At 55.6% G+C, this 19,805-nt stretch carries 16 protein-coding genes; 9 read left to right on the forward strand and 7 right to left on the reverse strand.

Features of this window, described 5'->3' with window-relative positions; all coding sequences use genetic code 11:
• Positions 1-45: 45 nt before the first annotated feature.
• The 4 genes from lpdA to pdhR all read right to left on the reverse strand — a co-directional run bounded on the left by lpdA (position 46) and on the right by pdhR (position 7,113).
• The gene (gene lpdA, locus A3466_RS11405; protein ID WP_063450636.1) at positions 46-1,470 is read right to left on the reverse strand and encodes a dihydrolipoyl dehydrogenase; all 1,425 of its coding nucleotides are present in this window, start codon (positions 1,468-1,470) and stop codon (positions 46-48) included.
• Between the two features lie 175 nt (positions 1,471-1,645).
• Entirely contained in the window at positions 1,646-3,547 is a 1,902-nt protein-coding gene (gene aceF, locus A3466_RS11410) for a pyruvate dehydrogenase complex dihydrolipoyllysine-residue acetyltransferase (RefSeq protein ID WP_063450637.1), read from the reverse strand.
• 14 nt (positions 3,548-3,561) lie between these two features.
• Positions 3,562-6,225 (reverse strand): pyruvate dehydrogenase (acetyl-transferring), homodimeric type, encoded by a 2,664-nt coding sequence (gene aceE, locus A3466_RS11415; RefSeq protein ID WP_063450638.1) that lies wholly within the window; start codon positions 6,223-6,225, stop codon positions 3,562-3,564.
• 123 nt (positions 6,226-6,348) lie between these two features.
• The gene (gene pdhR, locus A3466_RS11420) at positions 6,349-7,113 is read right to left on the reverse strand and encodes a pyruvate dehydrogenase complex transcriptional repressor PdhR (RefSeq protein WP_006173806.1); all 765 of its coding nucleotides are present in this window, start codon (positions 7,111-7,113) and stop codon (positions 6,349-6,351) included.
• A 536-nt stretch (positions 7,114-7,649) separates the two neighbouring features.
• Between pdhR and aroP the strand changes: the two genes are divergently transcribed.
• The 3 genes from aroP to A3466_RS11440 all read left to right on the forward strand — a co-directional run bounded on the left by aroP (position 7,650) and on the right by A3466_RS11440 (position 11,543).
• Entirely contained in the window at positions 7,650-9,020 is a 1,371-nt protein-coding gene (aroP, locus tag A3466_RS11430) for an aromatic amino acid transporter AroP (protein ID WP_063450640.1), read from the forward strand.
• A gap of 164 nt (positions 9,021-9,184) precedes the next feature.
• The gene (locus tag A3466_RS11435; RefSeq protein ID WP_063450641.1) at positions 9,185-10,582 is read left to right on the forward strand and encodes a glycoside-pentoside-hexuronide (GPH):cation symporter; all 1,398 of its coding nucleotides are present in this window, start codon (positions 9,185-9,187) and stop codon (positions 10,580-10,582) included.
• Positions 10,583-10,592: 10 nt separating this feature from the next.
• The gene (locus tag A3466_RS11440; protein WP_063450642.1) at positions 10,593-11,543 is read left to right on the forward strand and encodes a glycoside hydrolase family 43 protein; all 951 of its coding nucleotides are present in this window, start codon (positions 10,593-10,595) and stop codon (positions 11,541-11,543) included.
• Positions 11,544-11,561: 18 nt separating this feature from the next.
• On the opposite strand, the gene ampE is transcribed toward A3466_RS11440, so the two are convergent.
• Both ampE and ampD read right to left on the reverse strand, forming a co-directional pair.
• Positions 11,562-12,416, reverse strand: a complete 855-nt coding sequence (ampE, locus tag A3466_RS11445; protein WP_063450643.1) for a beta-lactamase regulator AmpE — start codon at positions 12,414-12,416, stop codon at positions 11,562-11,564.
• The gene (gene ampD, locus A3466_RS11450) at positions 12,413-12,976 is read right to left on the reverse strand and encodes a 1,6-anhydro-N-acetylmuramyl-L-alanine amidase AmpD (protein WP_063450644.1); all 564 of its coding nucleotides are present in this window, start codon (positions 12,974-12,976) and stop codon (positions 12,413-12,415) included. The genes ampE and ampD overlap by 4 nt, the downstream gene beginning before the upstream one ends.
• 87 nt (positions 12,977-13,063) lie before the next feature.
• On the opposite strand from ampD, the gene nadC reads away from it, so the two are divergent.
• From nadC to hofC, 4 genes are all read left to right on the forward strand, one after another.
• Positions 13,064-13,957 carry a carboxylating nicotinate-nucleotide diphosphorylase gene (gene nadC, locus A3466_RS11455; RefSeq protein ID WP_063450645.1) on the forward strand — a complete coding sequence of 298 codons (894 nt, stop codon included), beginning with the start codon at positions 13,064-13,066 and terminating at the stop codon, positions 13,955-13,957.
• Positions 13,958-14,132: 175 nt separating this feature from the next.
• On the forward strand, positions 14,133-14,570 hold the full coding sequence (gene ppdD, locus A3466_RS11460; RefSeq protein WP_063450646.1) for a prepilin peptidase-dependent pilin: 438 nt from the start codon (positions 14,133-14,135) through the stop codon (positions 14,568-14,570).
• 12 nt (positions 14,571-14,582) lie between these two features.
• On the forward strand, positions 14,583-15,962 hold the full coding sequence (gene gspE, locus A3466_RS11465) for a type II secretion system protein GspE (protein WP_063450647.1): 1,380 nt from the start codon (positions 14,583-14,585) through the stop codon (positions 15,960-15,962).
• Positions 15,952-17,136 carry a protein transport protein HofC gene (gene hofC, locus A3466_RS11470; protein ID WP_063450648.1) on the forward strand — a complete coding sequence of 395 codons (1,185 nt, stop codon included), beginning with the start codon at positions 15,952-15,954 and terminating at the stop codon, positions 17,134-17,136. The genes gspE and hofC overlap by 11 nt, the downstream gene beginning before the upstream one ends.
• A gap of 33 nt (positions 17,137-17,169) precedes the next feature.
• Here hofC and A3466_RS11475 read toward each other — a convergent pair whose 3' ends face one another.
• Positions 17,170-18,213, reverse strand: a complete 1,044-nt coding sequence (locus A3466_RS11475) for a GMP reductase (protein WP_022647054.1) — start codon at positions 18,211-18,213, stop codon at positions 17,170-17,172.
• 228 nt (positions 18,214-18,441) lie between these two features.
• Between A3466_RS11475 and coaE the strand changes: the two genes are divergently transcribed.
• Together coaE and zapD are read left to right on the forward strand one after the other, a co-directional pair.
• Positions 18,442-19,062 (forward strand): dephospho-CoA kinase, encoded by a 621-nt coding sequence (coaE, locus tag A3466_RS11480; protein WP_063450649.1) that lies wholly within the window; start codon positions 18,442-18,444, stop codon positions 19,060-19,062.
• Positions 19,062-19,805 (forward strand): cell division protein ZapD, encoded by a 744-nt coding sequence (gene zapD, locus A3466_RS11485; protein WP_063450650.1) that lies wholly within the window; start codon positions 19,062-19,064, stop codon positions 19,803-19,805. The genes coaE and zapD overlap by 1 nt, the downstream gene beginning before the upstream one ends.

Below are 19,805 nucleotides of genomic sequence, written 5' to 3' on the forward strand. Positions count from 1 at the left end.
CATAAAAAAAGCGGCCTCAGGCCGCTTTTTTTCATCTGAAGAAACTTATTTCTTCTTCGCTTTCGCGTTTGGCAGGTCGGTAATGCTACCTTCAAACACTTCTGCCGCCAGGCCCACGGACTCGTGCAGAGTCGGGTGCGCGTGGATGGTCAGCGCGATGTCTTCCGCGTCACAGCCCATTTCGATAGCCAGACCGATTTCACCCAGCAGCTCGCCGCCGTTGGTGCCGACAATCGCACCACCGATGACACGGTGAGTCTCTTTGTCGAAGATCAGTTTGGTCATACCGTCTGCGCAGTCGGACGCGATAGCACGGCCAGAAGCAGCCCACGGGAAGGTGGCGGTTTCGTAGCTGATGCCTTTCTCTTTCGCTTCTTTTTCGGTCAGACCGACCCATGCCACTTCTGGCTCAGTGTACGCGATGGATGGGATCACTTTCGGATCGAAGTAGTGCTTCATGCCAGCGATAACTTCAGCGGCAACGTGACCTTCGTGAACGCCTTTGTGCGCAAGCATTGGCTGACCGACGATGTCGCCGATAGCAAAGATGTGCGGCACGTTGGTGCGCAGCTGTTTGTCAACGCGGATGAATCCACGGTCGTCCACTTCCACGCCCGCTTTACCGGCGTCAAGGTTTTTACCGTTCGGCACGCGGCCGATAGCCACCAGCACGGCGTCGTAACGCTGTGGTTCAGCAGGGGCTTTTTTGCCTTCCATGGAAACGTAAATACCGTCTTCTTTCGCTTCAACGGCAGTCACTTTGGTTTCCAGCATCAGGTTGAATTTCTTGCTGATGCGCTTGGTGAAAACTTTAACAATGTCTTTGTCAGCTGCAGGGATAACCTGGTCGAACATTTCAACCACGTCGATCTCTGAACCCAGCGCATGGTACACGGTACCCATTTCCAGACCGATGATACCGCCGCCCATCACCAGCAGGCGCTTAGGAACGGTTTTCAGCTCCAGGGCATCGGTGGAATCCCACACACGCGGATCTTCATGTGGAATGAACGGCAGTTCGATTGGGCGAGAGCCTGCCGCGATGATCGCGTTGTCGAAGTTGATCACGGTTTTGCCGTTTTCGCCTTCCACTTCCAGGGTGTTCGCACCGGTGAATTTACCCAGACCGTTAACCACTTTTACCTTACGGCCTTTCGCCATGCCAGCCAGACCGCCGGTCAGCTGAGTGATAACTTTTTCTTTCCAGGTACGAATTTTGTCGATGTCGGTTTTTGGCTCGCCGAAGACGATACCGTGTTCAGCCAGCGCTTTGGCTTCTTCGATAACTTTCGCTACGTGCAGCAGCGCTTTAGAAGGGATACAGCCGACGTTCAGACAAACACCGCCGAGGGTGCTGTAACGTTCTACGATGACGGTTTCCAGACCTAAATCCGCTGCGCGAAATGCTGCGGAGTAACCTGCCGGGCCTGCCCCAAGTACTACGACCTGAGTTTTGATTTCTGTGCTCATCATGACCTCTTAATGTATACCCGTCGTCCACCGGGTCGTTCTATCCGCCCGTATTTTACAAAATTGTTAACAATTTTGAAACAACAAACGGCTCACGAATTATCGCTTTCACCAATAACCTCCAAAGCCCCATGAGGTTATCAGAAAAAAGCCGGCCGATTGGCCGGCTTTTCGATTACATCACCAGGCGGCGAATGTCGCTCAGGGTGTTGTTGATGATGGTGATGAAACGCGCACCATCAGCCCCGTCGATCACACGGTGGTCGAAGGACAGAGAGATTGGCATCATCAAACGCGGCACGAACTCTTTGCCATTCCACACCGGCTCCATCGCGGACTTGGACACACCGAGGATAGCCACTTCCGGCGCGTTAACAATCGGCGCGAAGTGGGTGGTACCCAGGCCGCCGATGCTGGAGATAGTGAAGCAGCCGCCCTGCATTTCGCCGGCAGTCAGCTTACCATCACGCGCTTTTTTGGAGATGGTGGTCAGTTCACGAGACAGCTCGGTAATGCTCTTCTTGTTCACGTCCTTGAAGACCGGAACAACCAGACCATTTGGCGTATCTACCGCAACACCGATGTTGATGTATTTCTTCAGCGTCAGCTTCTGGCCGTCTTCGGACAGGGAGCTGTTGAAGCGTGGCATCTGCTCCAGAGCAGCGGCAACGGCTTTCATGATGAAGACCACTGGGGTGAATTTCACGTCCAGCTTACGCTTCTCGGCTTCGGCGTTCTGCTGCTTACGGAACGCTTCCAGATCGGTGATATCGGTCTTATCGAAGTGCGTAACGTGCGGGATCATCACCCAGTTACGGCTCAGGTTAGCACCAGAGATTTTCTGGATACGGCCCAGCTCCACTTCTTCGATTTCGCCGAACTTGCTGAAGTCCACTTTCGGCCATGGCAGCATGCCCGGGATACCGCCGCCAGCGGCTGCCGCAGGTGCAGCTTCGGCGCGTTTCACCGCGTCTTTCACGTAAGCCTGAACGTCTTCGCGCAGGATACGACCCTTACGGCCGGTACCTTTCACCTTCGCCAGATTCACGCCGAACTCGCGCGCCAGGCGACGAATCAGCGGGGTGGCGTGGACGTACGCGTCGTTTTCAGCGAACTCTGATTTTTCTGCTTTTGCAGCAGGGGCAGCGGCTGGTTTAGCAGCCTGAGCCGGTGCAGCAGCCGGTGCTGGAGCAGCCGCGGCAGCCGGAGCTGCGGCAGGCGCAGCGCCTTCCACTTCGAAGACCATGATCAGGGAGCCGGTAGACACTTTGTCGCCGGTGCTGATTTTGATCTCTTTAACGGTACCGGCGAACGGCGCAGGCACTTCCATGGAAGCCTTGTCGCCTTCAACGGTGATCAGTGACTGTTCAGCGGCAACTTTATCGCCTACTTTCACCATCACTTCGGTGACTTCAACTTCGTCACCGCCGATGTCCGGTACGTTAACGTCTTTCGCACCGCCAGCAGCCGCTGGTGCAGCCGCCTGAGCCGGAGCAGCTTCCGCTTTCGCTGGAGCCGCAGCGCCTTCAGCGCCCGCCACTTCAAAGACCATAATCAGGGAGCCAGTAGACACTTTGTCACCGGTGTTGATCTTGATCTCTTTAACGGTACCCGCGAACGGCGCCGGTACTTCCATAGAGGCTTTGTCGCCTTCTACGGTGATCAGTGACTGCTCAGCTTCAACTTTGTCGCCCACTTTCACCAGGATTTCGGTAACTTCAACTTCGTCACCGCCGATGTCAGGCACGTTAACGTCTTTCGCGCTCGCGGCAGCTGCTGGAGCAGCGGCGGCCGGAGCGGCTTCTTTCTTCTCTTCCTGCGCAGGTGCAGCTGCTGCTGCACCGTCGGCGGAATCGAAAATCATGATCAGTTTGCCGGTCTCGGTTTTATCGCCAACGGAGACTTTGATCTCCTTAACGATGCCAGCCTGAGGAGACGGGACTTCCATAGAGGCTTTGTCGCCTTCTACGGTGATCAGCGACTGTTCAGCTTCAACTTTGTCGCCCACTTTGACCAGGATCTCGGTGATTTCAACTTCATCAGCCCCGATGTCCGGTACATTGATTTCGATAGCCATTATTCTTTTACCTCTTACGCCAGACGCGGGTTAACTTTATCTGCATCGATGTTGAATTTGGTAATTGCGTCCGCAACCACTTTCTTATCGATTTCGCCACGTTTAGCCAGTTCGCCCAGTGCTGCTACCACCACGTAGGAAGCATCAACTTCGAAGTGGTGACGCAGGTTTTCGCGGCTGTCAGAACGACCGAAGCCGTCAGTACCCAGTACGCGATAATCATCAGCTGGAACGTAAGTACGAACCTGCTCAGCGAACAGTTTCATATAGTCAGTAGACGCCACCGCTGGCGCGTCGTTCATCACCTGAGCGATGTACGGAACGCGTGGGGTTTCCAGTGGGTGCAGCATGTTCCAGCGCTCACAATCCTGGCCATCGCGCGCCAGTTCAGTGAAGGAGGTAACGCTGTACACGTCGGAACCGACGCCGTAGTCTTTCGCCAGGATCTGCGCTGCTTCACGAACGTGACGCAGGATAGAGCCGGAGCCCAGCAGCTGAACTTTACCTTTGCTACCTTCGAGGGTTTCGAGTTTGTAGATACCTTTACGGATACCTTCCTCGGCACCTGCTGGCATTGCCGGCATGTGGTAGTTTTCGTTCAGAGTAGTGATGTAGTAGTAAATGTTCTCTTGCGCTTCGCCGTACATGCGCTGCAAGCCATCATGCATGATGACGGCCACTTCGTACGCGTAGGACGGATCGTAAGAGATACAGTTCGGGATAGTCAGAGACTGAATATGGCTGTGGCCATCTTCGTGCTGGAGACCTTCACCGTTCAGGGTCGTACGACCAGAAGTACCACCGATCAGGAAGCCGCGAGCCTGCTGGTCGCCTGCCTGCCAGCACAGGTCACCGATACGCTGGAACCCGAACATGGAGTAGTAGATATAGAACGGGATCATCGGCAGGTTGTTGGTGCTGTAAGAGGTCGCAGCAGCCAGCCAGGATGCGCCTGCGCCCAGCTCGTTGATACCTTCCTGAAGGATCTGACCTTTCTCGTCTTCTTTGTAGTAGGCAACCTGCTCACGGTCCTGCGGGGTGTACTGCTGGCCGTTCGGGCTGTAGATACCGATCTGACGGAACAGACCTTCCATACCGAAAGTACGCGCTTCGTCGGCGATGATTGGAACCAGACGATCTTTGATCGACTTGTTCTTCAGCATCACGTTCAGGGCACGAACGAAAGCGATGGTAGTGGAGATCTCTTTGTTCTGCTCTTCCAGCAGCTGAGAGAAGTCTTCCAGCGCTGGCAGTTCCAGCTTCTCGGTGAAGTTAGGCTGACGAGCAGGCAGGTAGCCTTTCAGCGCCTGACGACGTTCGTGCAGGTACTTGTGCTCTTCAGAACCTTCCGGGAAGGTGATGTAAGACAGGTTTTCTACCTGCTCATCGGTGACTGGAACGTTGAAACGGTCGCGGATGTAACGCACGCCGTCCATGTTCATTTTCTTAACCTGGTGAGCGATGTTTTTACCTTCTGCGGTATCACCCATGCCGTAACCTTTGATGGTATGGGCCAGGATTACGGTCGCTTTACCTTTGGTTTCCTGCGCTTTTTTCAGTGCAGCGTAGACTTTCTTCGGATCGTGACCGCCACGGTTCAGGGCCCAGATCTGCTCGTCAGTCCAGTCTGCAACCAGTGCTGCGGTTTCAGGGTATTTACCGAAGAAGTGCTCACGTACGTACGCACCGTCTTTGGATTTGAAGGTCTGGTAGTCGCCGTCAACGGTTTCGTTCATCAGCTGGATCAGCTTACCGCTGGTGTCTTTACGCAGCAGCTCATCCCAACGACCGCCCCACATGACTTTGATCACGTTCCAGCCAGCGCCCGCGAAGATGCCTTCCAGCTCGTTGATGATCTTGCCGTTACCGGTTACCGGACCATCCAGACGTTGCAGGTTACAGTTGATGATGAAGCACAGGTTGTCCAGCTTCTCACGGGTTGCGATGGTGATCGCACCTTTAGATTCTGGCTCATCCATTTCACCGTCGCCCAGGAAGGCGTAAACGGTCTGCTCAGAGGTGTCTTTCAGACCACGATGTTCCAGGTACTTCAGGAATTTAGCCTGATAGATCGCACCGATTGGGCCCAGACCCATAGAAACGGTCGGGAACTGCCAGAACTCAGGCATCAGTTTAGGGTGCGGGTAAGAAGACAGACCTTTACCGTGAACTTCCTGACGGAAGTTGTTCATCTGCTCTTCAGTCAGACGACCTTCCAGGAAGGCACGCGCATAGATGCCCGGAGAGATGTGGCCCTGGAAGTACACCAGATCGCCGCCATCTTTCTCGTTAGCTGCACGGAAGAAGTGGTTGAAGCACACTTCGTAAACGGTCGCTGAAGACTGGAAGGACGCCATGTGGCCACCCAGCTCCAGGTCTTTCTTGGATGCGCGCAGAACGGTCATGATGGCGTTCCAGCGGATAGCAGAACGGATACGGCGTTCCAGATCCAGATTGCCCGGGTATTCCGGTTCGTCTTCGACGGCAATCGTGTTTACGTAGTTGCTAGCCCCTGCACCTGAAGCCACTTTCACGCCGCCTTTGCGCGCTTCTGAAAGCAGCTGATCAATCAGATACTGAGCGCGCTCAACACCTTCTTCACGGATGACCGATTCGATCGCCTGTAGCCAGTCGCGAGTTTCGATCGGATCCACGTCATTTTGGAGACGTTCTGACATGGGGGTATTCCTTATCTATCTAATACGTTGATTTGTCTGGAACCTGTCCCATTGTATTTTCGCCAGAAAACACAATAAGACAGGTTCTGCGTTTAGTTGCCGCGCTCTAAAAGTACCTGGCGCTTAATCCTTTCGTTGCTGTATGCGGCGTAATGAACGTTCGCGACGCGATTGTTCACGGCTGCGGTCCAGCAAGATTTCCTCAATGAAGGCCAGATGGCGGTGCGACGCTTCACGCGCCTGCTCCGGTTCCCCGGCCATTATCGCCTCGAATACTCGGGTGCGATGGTTGCTTACCAGCGGGAGCATCTCCCGACGGGCATACAACAATTCAAAATTCTGACGAACGTTCTGGGCCAGCATCGGCTCCATGCAGCGTAGCAGATGGAGGAGCACCACGTTGTGCGCCGCTTCGGTGACGGCAATTTGATACTGGACGACGGCGCTGGACTCGGCGTCTAAATCGCCGGACTGCTGTGCCCGTTCAATGGCCTGATGCAGCTCGCGAATACGCACGCGATCTTCATCAGTGCTGCGAAGGGCGGCGTAATAGGCCGCAATACCTTCCAGCGCGTGACGGGTCTCAAGCAGATCAAACTGGGATTCTGGGTGGTCAGAGAGAAGTTCTACCAGCGGATCGCTGAAGCTCTGCCACAGGCTGTTTTGCACAAAGGTTCCGCCCCCCTGGCGACGGAGCAACAGGCCCTTTGCTTCGAGACGTTGAATCGCCTCACGCAGAGAGGGACGTGAAACGTCGAACTGTTTGGCCAGCTCGCGTTCTGGCGGGAGCTTCTCGCCCGGGCGCAGTGTCCCTTCGAGAATTAAAAACTCCAGCTGCTGCTCAATCACATCGGAAAGTTTTGGTTGGCGAATTTTGCTGTAGGCCATATTCCCTGTCTTACGCCTTTTTGCCCGGAGTCAATTGGTCTTACCAATTTCATGTTCGTATCGCTAAAGTAACAAAGTATTCACCTTCTGTCCATATTGGTTTTGATTGAAATCAGTAAACCCGGCAGATTTTAACAACCTTACAGAACTAACGTTTCAGGAATGTAACTTTGCACAAATGAAATGGTTACTCCTAAAGAGGCAGTTTTAACCATAATTAAACGAGGGTTATTGCAATCTGAAGCGATTCAACAGGGCAAAAAATGAAAATTCGCCCGCTTTTGACGCATTTCTATTCTATAGGTTGGGTATGAGGGGTTAACGTACCGATTTACAATTGGTTTCTTTTTATTCAAGTCGTCTTCATCCCTTCATAAAGCAGGTGCATTCAGCTGCGCTTACCACTATTCTGGCGCTAACGGAAGCCATCTCCGCTTTTTTCGGTATCGTTAACCGTAAAGAAATAAATACAGAATATGGACTTTCATAATTACACACGCACAGCGTGAACATAACAACCACACACGAGGTTTCAAATGGAAGCTCAACAGCATGGCGATCAGCTAAAGCGCGGCCTTAAAAACCGCCATATTCAGCTCATCGCCCTGGGCGGTGCTATTGGTACTGGCCTGTTTCTGGGCAGCGCATCCGTAATCCAGTCTGCCGGTCCAGGCATTATTTTGGGTTACGCGATTGCGGGTTTCATTGCTTTTCTGATTATGCGCCAGCTGGGTGAAATGGTCGTCGAGGAGCCGGTCGCAGGCTCGTTCAGCCACTTTGCCTACAAATACTGGGGCAGCTTTGCGGGCTTCGCCTCCGGCTGGAACTACTGGGTTCTGTACGTTCTGGTTGCCATGGCCGAGCTAACCGCGGTCGGGAAGTACATTCAGTTCTGGTATCCGGAGATCCCCACCTGGGCGTCAGCCGCGGCCTTCTTCGTTATCATCAACGCCATTAACCTGACCAACGTAAAAGTGTTCGGCGAGATGGAGTTCTGGTTTGCGATTATCAAAGTCATTGCCGTGGTGGCGATGATCATCTTCGGCGGCTGGCTGCTCTTCAGCGGCAACGGCGGCCCGCAGGCCACCGTACGCAACCTCTGGGAACAGGGTGGCTTCCTGCCGCACGGCATGACCGGCCTGGTGATGATGATGGCGATCATTATGTTCTCTTTCGGTGGTCTGGAGCTGGTGGGCATCACCGCTGCGGAAGCCGACAACCCGGAGCAGAGTATCCCGAAAGCCACTAACCAGGTTATCTACCGTATTCTGATCTTCTATGTGGGCTCCCTGGCGGTACTGCTCTCCCTGCTGCCGTGGACGCGCGTCACGGCGGATACCAGTCCGTTCGTGCTGATCTTCCACGAGCTGGGCGACACCTTCGTAGCGAACGCGCTCAACGTCGTGGTGCTGACCGCCGCGCTCTCTGTTTATAACAGCTGCGTTTACTGCAACAGCCGTATGCTGTTCGGCCTGGCGCAGCAGGGCAACGCGCCGAAAGCGCTGCTTACCGTTGATAAACGTGGCGTACCGGTTAATACCATTATCGTGTCGGCGGTCGTGACGGCGCTGTGCGTGCTGATTAACTACCTGGCCCCGGAATCGGCCTTCGGCCTGCTGATGGCGCTGGTGGTTTCCGCGCTGGTGATCAACTGGGCGATGATTAGCCTCGCGCACATCAAGTTCCGCCGCGCCAAGCAGCAGCAGGGCGTCACCACTCGCTTCCCTGCCCTGCTCTATCCGCTGGGGAACTGGGTTTGCCTGGTGTTCATGGCGGCCGTGCTGGTTATCATGCTCATCACCCCCGGCATGGCAATCTCCGTTTATCTGATCCCGGTGTGGATTGCGATCCTCGGCGTGGGCTATCTGGTGAAGCAGAAAAATGCCAAAACGGTGAAAGCGCACTAACTGTTTTCTCGCTGCGCCCGTCCTGCCGGGCGCAGCGTCTTGTTACCTTCCTCACAAATTCACGCCAACAGCAAAATCATCCATATCACCGCCCTTATACTGCAACGCATATATTTGTTTGCCAGCGAATAATTCTCTCCATACCGAAACCCGGAGAGCTGTCGATGGATAACAATAAACTGTCAGTAAAAGAAAAGATCGGCTATGGCATGGGTGACGCCGGATGCAACATTATCTTTGGCGCCATCATGTTATTTGTTAACTATTTTTATACGGATATATTTGGTCTTGCGCCTGCGCTGGTTGGCGTTTTGCTGCTTTCCGTACGCGTCATCGATGCCGTAACGGACCCAATCATGGGCGCGATTGCCGACCGTACCCGCAGCAAATATGGTCGTTTTCGTCCATGGCTGCTGTGGATTGCCTTCCCGTACGCGCTGTTCAGCATCCTGATGTTTACTACGCCCGACTGGAGCTATAACAGCAAGGTTATCTATGCGTTCGTCACCTATTTCCTGCTGTCGCTGACCTATACCGCCATCAACATTCCGTACTGCTCGCTCGGGGGCGTGATCACCAACGACCCGAAAGAGCGCGTTGCCTGCCAGTCCTATCGTTTTGTAATGGTCGGTATCGCCACGCTGCTGCTCTCCTTAACGCTGCTGCCGATGGCCGACTGGTTCGGCGGGGATAACAAAGCCAAAGGCTACCAGATGGCGATGACCGTGCTGGCGCTGGTGGGTACCTGCATGTTCCTGTTCTGCTTCGCCACCGTGCGCGAGCGCGTACGTCCGGCGGTGCAAACCCATGACGAGCTGAAAAATGACCTGAAGGACGTGTGGAAGAACGACCAGTGGGTGCGCATTCTGCTGCTCACGCTATGCAACGTCTGCCCGGGCTTTATCCGCATGGCGGCAACCATGTATTACGTTACCTGGGTAATGGGTCAAAGCACCCATTTTGCCACGCTGTTTATCAGCCTGGGCGTTGTCGGCATGATGTTCGGCAGCATGCTGGCGAAAGTGCTGACCGACCGCTGGTGTAAGCTGAAGGTCTTCTTCTGGACCAACATCGCGCTGGCGATTTTCTCCTGCGCCTTCTACTTCTTTGACCCGAAAGCCACCGTCACCATCGTGGTGCTCTACGTCCTGCTCAACATCCTGCACCAGATCCCCTCCCCGCTGCACTGGTCGCTGATGGCCGACGTGGACGACTACGGCGAATGGAAAACCGGGAAGCGCATCACCGGGATCAGCTTCTCCGGCAACATCTTCTTCCTCAAGCTGGGCCTGGCGATTGCCGGTGCGATGGTGGGCTTCCTGCTCTCCTGGTACGGTTACGACGCGGGGGCGAAAGCGCAGAGCGCGGATGCCATCAACGGCATCGTGCTGCTCTTTACCGTCATTCCGGGCGTCGGGTATCTCATAACCGCTGGCGTGGTGCGTCTGCTGAAAGTTGACCGGGAAACAATGAAGCGGATCCAGGAAGACCTGGAGAAGCGCCGCATTAACTATCGCGAGCTGAACGAGTATCAGGAAATCAGCGCCGCTGAGACTAAATAAGGAAAGCCGAATGCTAACCTGGCCAAACCCGTTTATTGAACAACGCGCCGACCCGTACATCCTGCGCCACGACGGGCAATATTACTTTATCGCCTCCGTGCCGGAGTACGATCGGCTGGCGATCCGCCGCGCGGAATCGCTGGAAGGTTTACGCGATGCTGAAGAGGTGGTGGTCTGGCGCAAGCCTGACGCCGGCCCGATGAGCCAGCTGATCTGGGCACCCGAACTGCACCACATTGACGACAAGTGGTACATCTATTTTGCCGCCACGCATACGCAGGCGCTCGACAAGCTGGGGATGTTCCAGCACCGCATGTTTGCGCTGGCGTGCGCCGACGGCGATCCGCTCACAGGGACGTGGGTGGAAAAAGGGCAAATCAAAACGCCTTTCGACACCTTCGCGCTGGACGCCACCACCTTTGTTCATCAGGGCAAACGTTGGTACCTGTGGGCGCAAAAAGACCCGGATATTTCCGGCAACTCTAACCTCTATCTGTGTGAAATGGAGAACCCGTGGACGCTGAAAGGCGAGCCGGTGATGCTCAGCAAGCCAGAATACGACTGGGAATGCCGTGGATTCTTGGTCAACGAAGGTCCGGCAGTGCTGTTCCACGGCGATAAGCTGTTTATCAGCTACTCCGCCAGCGCCACCGACGAGAACTACTGCATGGGGCTACTTTGGATAGACGTGAACGCCGATCCGCAAAACCCGGCTAACTGGCAGAAATCCCCGCGCCCGGTGTTCGTCACCAGCTACGAAAACCGGCAGTATGGGCCAGGCCATAACAGCTTTACGCAGACGCCTGAAGGCGACGATGTGCTGGTCTACCATGCGCGAAACTACACTGAAATTGAAGGCGATCCGCTGTACGATCCCAATCGCCACACTCGACTGAAGGGCGTCCGCTGGGACGAAAACGGGATGCCTGATTTCGGCATCCCGCCTGCGGATACGCTGTAACGGCTTCGGCGCGCTGGCTTAGATCAGCGCGCCGTAAATCGTCAGCAGCGCCACCACCACCACCACCACAAACGACGTTTTCTTCGCCATTGAGACGGCTGCTTTTGGCGTTTCGACTTTGTCCGCGTGCGGCTCACGCGCCAGCGAGAACTGCGCCAGGCGGGTTAACACCTGATACTGCGACGTATGGCGGTCCGCAAGGGAGGCAAACCACGCGGGCAGCGCTTTTTCGCCGTGACCGATAAGGGCATAGACCACGCCCACCAGACGCACCGGGATCCAGTCGAGCACGTGCAGAATGGCATCAATGCCGGAAAGCAAACGCTCATGCGGGGTCAGATAACGGGCAAGCCAGGTCTGCCAGGCGCGCAGGAACGCATAGCCCATCAGCAGAACCGGCCCCCACGGGCCGCCCACCACAAACCAGAACAGGGGCGCCAGGTAATAACGGAAGTTGATCCACAGCAGTGCGTTTTGCAGCTCGCGCAGGAACTCGCGTTCATCGCAGTCCGGCGGCACGCCGTGGATCATCGTGAGCTCGCTTGCCATCGCGCCGCGCGCGTGGGCATCGTCCCGTGAAGCGGCTTTCAGGTAGGCATGATAGTGCATACGCACCTTGCCCGCGCCGATGCACAGCACGCCCAGCAGGATCCACACCACCAGCAGCGGCACGTTAAAAAAGAGGCCGTAAAGCGCTCGCAGCAGCAGGAAGGTAATGACCATCACTCCGGCCGTCATCAGGAGCGTGCGTAGCATGGAAAAATGCCTGATGCGGCGGAATAACACTTCCAGCCGGTGATCCAGATGCCAGTGCTCGCCGAGCTTAAACAGGCGTTCGGCGATCATAACCAGCAGCATGGTAAACAACGTCATGTTATCTCCTTATCTGACGACGTGGTAAGCATGGCGTGAAACCGTGACCAGTCAAACGCCGGGCCGGGGTCAGTTTTTCTTTTGGGGGCGATGTCGCTGTGCCCCGTAATATTGTCTGCAATGGCGGGATAAAGCCCGACTAACGTTTTCGTCACAGCAACCAGTTTCTGATATTGCGCATCGGTGTAAGGCGTGGTGTCGGTGCCTTCCAGCTCAATTCCAATGGAAAAATCGTTGCAGCGCTCGCGTCCTTTGTACATCGATACGCCCGCATGCCAGGCTCGCTTATCAAAGGGAACATACTGAACCACTTCGCCGTCACGACGGATCAGGCAGTGCGCCGATACGCGCAGGTGTGCAATCTCAGCAAAGAAAGGGTGTGCATCGGGATCTATCGTTCCAGTGAATAACGCGTCGATCCACGGACCGCCAAATTCACCCGGCGGGAGACTAATGTTATGAACCACCAGCAGTGTGGGTTTTTCATCCTCCGGGCGGCAATCGTGGTGCGGCGACGGTACATGTCGCGCGTCCACCAGCCATCCGTTTTCTAACAACATGCTGGAACTCCTTATCTATGGTGCTGTTACTCGGTTCAGAGTAGCATGTTTCAATATTATGATTCGTTACCAATTTGGAGTTTTATCATGCCGCCTCGCCGCTATAACCCCGACCACCGACGTGACGCGCTTCTGGAACGTATTAATAGTGATATTCCGACAAGCGTTGCCCATGCTCTGAAAGAAGACTTGGGCGGCGACGTCAGCGCCGATAACGATATTACCGCCCAATTGTTGCCAAAAGAGACACGCTCGCACGCGGTCATCATCACCCGCGAAGACGGCGTATTTTGCGGCAAACGCTGGGTTGAGGAGGTCTTTACCCAGTTGGCGGGCGACGAGGTGCAGGTAAAATGGCACGTTGACGACGGTGATGTGGTCAGTGCGAATCAGCCCCTTTTCGAGCTGGACGGTCCGTCCCGCGTCTTGCTGACCGGCGAACGCACCGCGCTCAACTTTGTGCAAACGCTCTCTGGCGTCGCCAGCGAAGTGCGCCGCTACGTTGACCTGCTGGCAGGTACCCGCACGCAACTGCTGGACACCCGTAAAACCCTGCCAGGCCTGCGCACCGCGCTGAAATACGCCGTGCTCTGCGGCGGCGGCGCAAACCATCGTCTGGGCTTATCCGACGCCTTCCTGATCAAAGAGAACCACATTATTGCCTCCGGCTCAGTGCGCAAGGCAGTAGAAAAAGCCTTCTGGCTGCATCCGGATGTGCCGGTCGAAGTGGAAGTGGAAAATCTGGACGAGCTGGACGAGGCCATCAAGGCGGGGGCTGACATCATCATGCTCGATAACTTCGACACGGAGCAGATGCGTGAAGCGGTCAAACGCACAAACGGCCAGGCGCAGCTGGAGGTGTCCGGCAACGTGACGTTCGACACCCTCCGCGAATTTGCTGAGACCGGCGTCGACTACATCTCCGTTGGCGCGTTGACCAAGCACGTACGCGCCCTCGACCTCTCGATGCGCTTCAAATAATTTGCCCTCCCCCTCTCCGCCCGGAGGGGGGAAATACGAGACCGCTCGCAATTACGCTGTCCCTCTCTGCAACGCTGAATCATTTCCCTGAAAGCCCCTTCACGTTCACGCTTTTGCCCCTCGTTTCGGCATTCCGTCACTGCCAGAGTAGCGCCACCTAACGTAAGGAGCAGACATGAACAGACAACAAGGATTTACGCTGATTGAGCTAATGGTCGTCATTGGCATTATTGCCATCCTGAGCGCAATTGGCGTCCCGGCTTACCAGAACTACCTGCGAAAAGCGGCGCTCACCGATATGCTGCAAACATTCATTCCCTACCGCACCGCCATTGAGCTTTGCGCCCTGGATCGGGGGGGCGTGGATGGCTGCGACGCAGGCGCCAATGGTATTCCCTCTCCGACAACCACGCGTTACGTTTCGGCGATGAGCGTGGCGAAGGGGGTCGTATCGTTAACAGGACAGGAAAGTCTAAACGGACTCGAAGTGCTGATGACGCCGATCTGGAGCGACGGTAACGGTATGACGGGCTGGACGCGTGACTGCAAAATTGCGTCCGACAGTGCGCTCAGACAAGCCTGTGAAGATGTTTTCCGCTTCGACACCAACTGACAGGAGTGGGCAATGAATACCGAACAACTTATGACGCTCTGTCAGCGCCATCACGCACTGCTGCTCGCAAGCGACACCGACACGATCAGCATTGCGGTGGTGGGTAACCCTGCCTCTGAGCTGATGGAGGCGTTACGCTTCGCCACACAGAAGCGTATTGATATCGAGTGCTGGACGGCCGAGCGGATGGAAAAAAGGCTACAGCCCGTTTCATCATCACATCTGCCGGGCATAGCGCCAAACTCAGCCGCAGATGTGCTCAACACAACGTTGCAGCAGGCAGTAAACCAGCGGGCCTCCGACATCCATTTTGAACCGACCGACAACGGCTACCAGATCCGGTTACGAATTGACGGCGTTCTCTACCCACAGCCGCCGATCCCTGCCGCTCTCGGGACGACGCTTGCCGCACGCCTGAAGGTGCTGGGCCAGCTGGATATTGCAGAGCGTCGCCTGCCGCAGGACGGTCAGTTTACGGTGGAGCTGGCAAGCGTCCCCGTCTCTTTTCGTATCGCAACCCTTCCCTGTAGCGGTGGAGAAAAAATCGTGCTCCGCCTGCTTCATCAGGTACAGCAAGCTCTGGAGCTTGAACAGCTGGGGATGAGCGCAGACCAGCAGGCCCGTTTTGCCGGAGTGCTTAACAGCCCTCAGGGTTTAATTCTGGTCACCGGCCCGACCGGTAGCGGGAAAACGGTGACGCTGTACAGCGCGTTGCAGGCCCGGAATACCCCTGACGTCAATATTTGCAGCGTGGAAGATCCGGTTGAAATTCCCCTTGCAGGCTTAAACCAGACGCAGATTAATCCGCGCGCAGGGCTGACCTTTCAGAACGTGTTGCGCGCTCTGCTCAGGCAGGATCCTGACATCATTATGGTGGGTGAAATTCGCGACGGCGAAACGGCAGAAATTGCGATTAAGGCCGCGCAAACCGGGCATCTGGTGCTGTCCACCCTTCATACTAACTCGACGACTGAAACGCTGGTCAGGCTGCAACAGATGGGCGTCGCACGCTGGATGATCTCCTCGGCGCTCTCGATGGTGATTGCCCAGCGGCTGGTACGCCGTTTATGTCCGTACTGCCGGCAGGAAACCAGCCGCCACGCCGAACTGCCGCGCACGCTGTGGCCCCGTCCGCTTCCTCGCTGGCAACCCACCGGCTGCGATCGCTGCTATCACGGTTTTTACGGTCGCGTAGCCATTTTTGAAGTGCTGGTCATTGACGATGCGCTCCGTCAGGCCATTGCCAGCGGAGCAAGTGCGGAGGTGATTGGCTCCAGCGCACGACAGGCGGGAATGGCCTCTTTGTTTGAGCATGGCTGCATGGCCGTGGAGCAAGGGCTGACCACGCTCGAAGAGCTATTGCGCGTACTGGGAATGCCCGATGGCTGCTAATTCGCTCTGGCGCTGGCGTGCTCTTACCACCGAGGGGGACGTGCAAACGGGCACTCTCTGGGCCATCGATCGTGACGCAGCTTTCACCGCACTGGTGCTTAAACAGCTGCACCCGCTGGCGCTCAAGCGCTGTCAGAGACGCCACCGATGGCAGGTGCAGCACTGCTACGAGATTTTTCGCCAGCTCGCCACGCTGTTACAGGCCGGACTCACGCTGTCCCAAAGCCTGCAAATGCTGGCGGAACAGCATCCTCTGAAACAGTGGCAGGCGCTGCTGCACAGTCTTGCTGATGACCTCAGTGAAGGTTGCGCCCTGTCAGAGGCCATGAAGAAAAGGCCAGAGGTGTTCAGCCCCCTGTATGTCTCAATGGTGAAAACGGGTGAGCTGACGGGAAAGCTCGAAGCGTGCTGCCGTCAGCTTGCGCAGCAGCAGAAATCACAGCAGCAGCTCAATGCAAAGGTAAAGAAAGCGCTGCGCTATCCAACGATCATTCTGACGCTGGCCGTTTTCGTGGTGCTGGCCATGGTCACGCTGGTGTTGCCTGAGTTTGCTGCAATCTACAAAACATTCAATACGCCGCTGCCTTTGCTCACGCAGGCCGTCATGGGGCTGGCGGCCTTTGTTCAGACGCATATTCTTACCCTTGTCGCCCTGCTCATCATATTGGCTATCATCGCCTGTAAACTGCGGCGGCACCCACGCTGGCAGTATGTCTTGTTACACGTACCGGTAATGGGCACGCTGACGCGCGGGCAAATGCTGGGACAAATTTTTACCGTGCTGTCATTAACCCAGCAGGCCGGCATTACCTTTTTACAAGGGCTGGAAAGCGTGGAGGAGATCGTTGAGCGTGGCTACTGGCAGGAGAAACTCCGCGTGATACGCAGCGATATCGAACAGGGCATGCCCGTATGGTCCTCCTTCAAGAAGGCCTCTGTTTTTACGCCACTGTGTATTCAGCTCATTCGCACCGGCGAAATATCGGGTTCGCTGGATGTAATGCTGATAAATCTGGCCCGTCACCATACGGAGCAGACATTTCAGCAGGCAGACAATCTGGCGGCGCTTCTTGAGCCTCTGTTACTTGTCGTGACGGGACTGATTATCGGCACGCTGGTGGTGGCGATGTATCTGCCGATTTTTCATCTGGGGGATGCAATGAGCGTGGGGTAACGCTGGCGCACGGACGCGCGCCAGCCGTAGCCGTCAGAGGCTATTAAATACGCGGTTTTCCTGCTCCTGAACGCGGATAAACGTCGTGCGTTTAGTCAGCTCTTTCAGGCGGGAAGCCCCAACGTAGGTACAGGCGGAGCGCAGACCGCCGAGAATATCGCGCGCCGTGTTCTCAACCGGACCACGCAGCGGCAGCTTAACGGTTTTGCCTTCCGCCGCACGGTATTTGGCTACGCCACCCACGTGACGGGTCATCGCAGATTCAGAGCTCATGCCGTAGAACAGCATGAATTTCTCGCCGTTTTCTTCCACCACGGTACCGCCGCTCTCTTCGTGGCCTGCCAGCATGCCGCCGAGCATCACGAAGTCTGCGCCGCCGCCGAAAGCTTTCGCGACATCGCCCGGCATGGTGCAACCACCGTCGCTGATGATTTGGCCGCCCAGACCGTGCGCGGCGTCAGCGCATTCAATGACCGCAGACAGCTGCGGATAACCCACACCGGTTTTCACGCGCGTGGTGCATACGGACCCCGGGCCAATGCCCACTTTCACAATGTCGGCACCGGAGAGGATCAGCTCTTCACACATTTCACCGGTCACCACGTTGCCCGCGATGATGGTTTTGGTTGGCCAGGCTTCACGCGCCTTACTGACGAACTGGACGAAATGCTCGGAATACCCGTTTGCCACGTCAATGCAGACAAAATTCAGCGCAGGGTTCGCGTTCAGGATCTGTTTGGTTTTCTCGAAGTCGGCATCAGACGTACCGGTCGAGACCATCACATGCTTCACCACGTCAGCGGAGGCGGAGGCGACAAACGCATTCCACTCCTCAGGGCTGTAGTGTTTGTGTACCGCAGTAAGAATGTCGAATTGCGCCAGTGCAGTCGCCATCTCGAAGGTCCCGACCGTGTCCATGTTGGCCGCGATAATCGGCACGCCAGACCACGTCTGACCGGAATGCTTAAAGGTGAATTGACGTTCAAGTTCAACGTCTGAGCGACTTTTCAGTGTAGAGCGTTTAGGGCGGATAAGAACGTCTTTAAAACCTAACTTCAGATCTTCTTCGATACGCATGTGCGGATTCCTGGGGTTAGAGGCAAATTTATTAAAAGCACAACTCCAGTGACGCTATCATACGCACTAATACCTGCTCCGCAAGACTGCGAAATTCTCTTTTTTTACGCTACAATCCTATAAATTTACCTGGTAAAAAGCGGGTAAAGAGAGCTAAACATTGGCTGTTGTAAGTTTGAATTTTAAGCAACTGATTTTAAAAATGAATAATTCCCAGGATCCGATTTAATGGGGTATATCGTCGCATTAACCGGCGGCATCGGTAGTGGTAAAAGCACCGTTGCGCAGGCGTTTGCTCGTCTCGGCATCACGATTATCGACGCCGACATCATTGCCCGTCAGGTGGTAGAACCCAATACACCCGCCTTAAACGCCATCGAAGCGCATTTTGGTCGCAGTGTTATACAGGCTGACGGCACCCTGAATCGTCGGCAGCTGCGCGAGTGCATATTTTCCGATCCTGCGGAAAAAGCCTGGCTTAATGCCCTGCTCCACCCCATTATCCACCAGGAAACCCAGCGTCAAATTGCCGCAGCCCGTTCGCCCTATGTGTTGTGGGTGGTCCCGTTACTGGTTGAAAATCAGCTTCAGAATAAAGCAGACAGAACACTGGTGATTGACGTTTCCCGCGAAACGCAAATCCAGAGAACCATGGCGCGTGACCACGTTTCCCGCGAGCATGCTGAACAAATTCTTGCCGCACAGGCCACGCGCGAAGCGCGCCTCGCCGTTGCGGATGATGTTATTGATAATAACGGCGCACCAGATGCCATTGCATCGGATGTTGCTCGTCTGCACGCGCAGTATCTGACCTTCGCCGCGCAGGCCGTTGCACAGGAAAAACCATAATGTCGACTCATATCCTTTTTGAGCACCCGCTTAACGAAAAAATGCGTACCTGGCTACGCATAGAATTCCTTATTCAACAGCTTTCACAACATCTGCCCGTCAACGATCACGCTACCGCGCTGCATTTTTTCCGCAACGTGGGCGATCTGCTGGATGTGATTGAACGCGGCGATGTCCGCACGGAGCTGTTGAAAGAGCTGGAGCGCCAGCAGCGTAAATTGCAGGCCTGGGCCGAAGTCCCTGGCGTCGATCAAAGTCGCATCGACGCTCTCCGCCAGCAGCTGAAAAACAGCAGCACAACGCTGATGGCCGCGCCGCGCGTCGGGCAGTTTTTACGAGAGGACCGTCTCATTGCGCTGGTGCGCCAGCGCCTGAGCATACCAGGCGGGTGCTGTAGCTTTGACCTGCCAACGCTACATATGTGGTTGCACATGCCGCAGGAACAGCGCGATCGTCAGGTAAACAGCTGGCTGGGCAGCCTTGAGCCGATGAATCAGACGTTATCGCTGATCCTCGATCTTGTGCGTAACTCTGCCCCGTTCCGCAAGCAAACCAGTCTCAACGGTTTCTATCAGGACAACGGCGACGACGCCGATCTTCTGCGTCTGAATCTGGCTCTTGGCGAGCAGCTTTACCCGCAAATTTCCGGGCATAAAAGCCGTTTCGCGATCCGCTTCATGCCGCTGGACAGTGAACATGGCACCGTGCCGGAACGCCTCGATTTTGAACTGGCCTGTTGTTAA

Source organism: Enterobacter genomosp. S (assembly GCF_001631805.1).
GTDB classification, from domain to species: domain Bacteria; phylum Pseudomonadota; class Gammaproteobacteria; order Enterobacterales; family Enterobacteriaceae; genus Enterobacter; species Enterobacter quasihormaechei.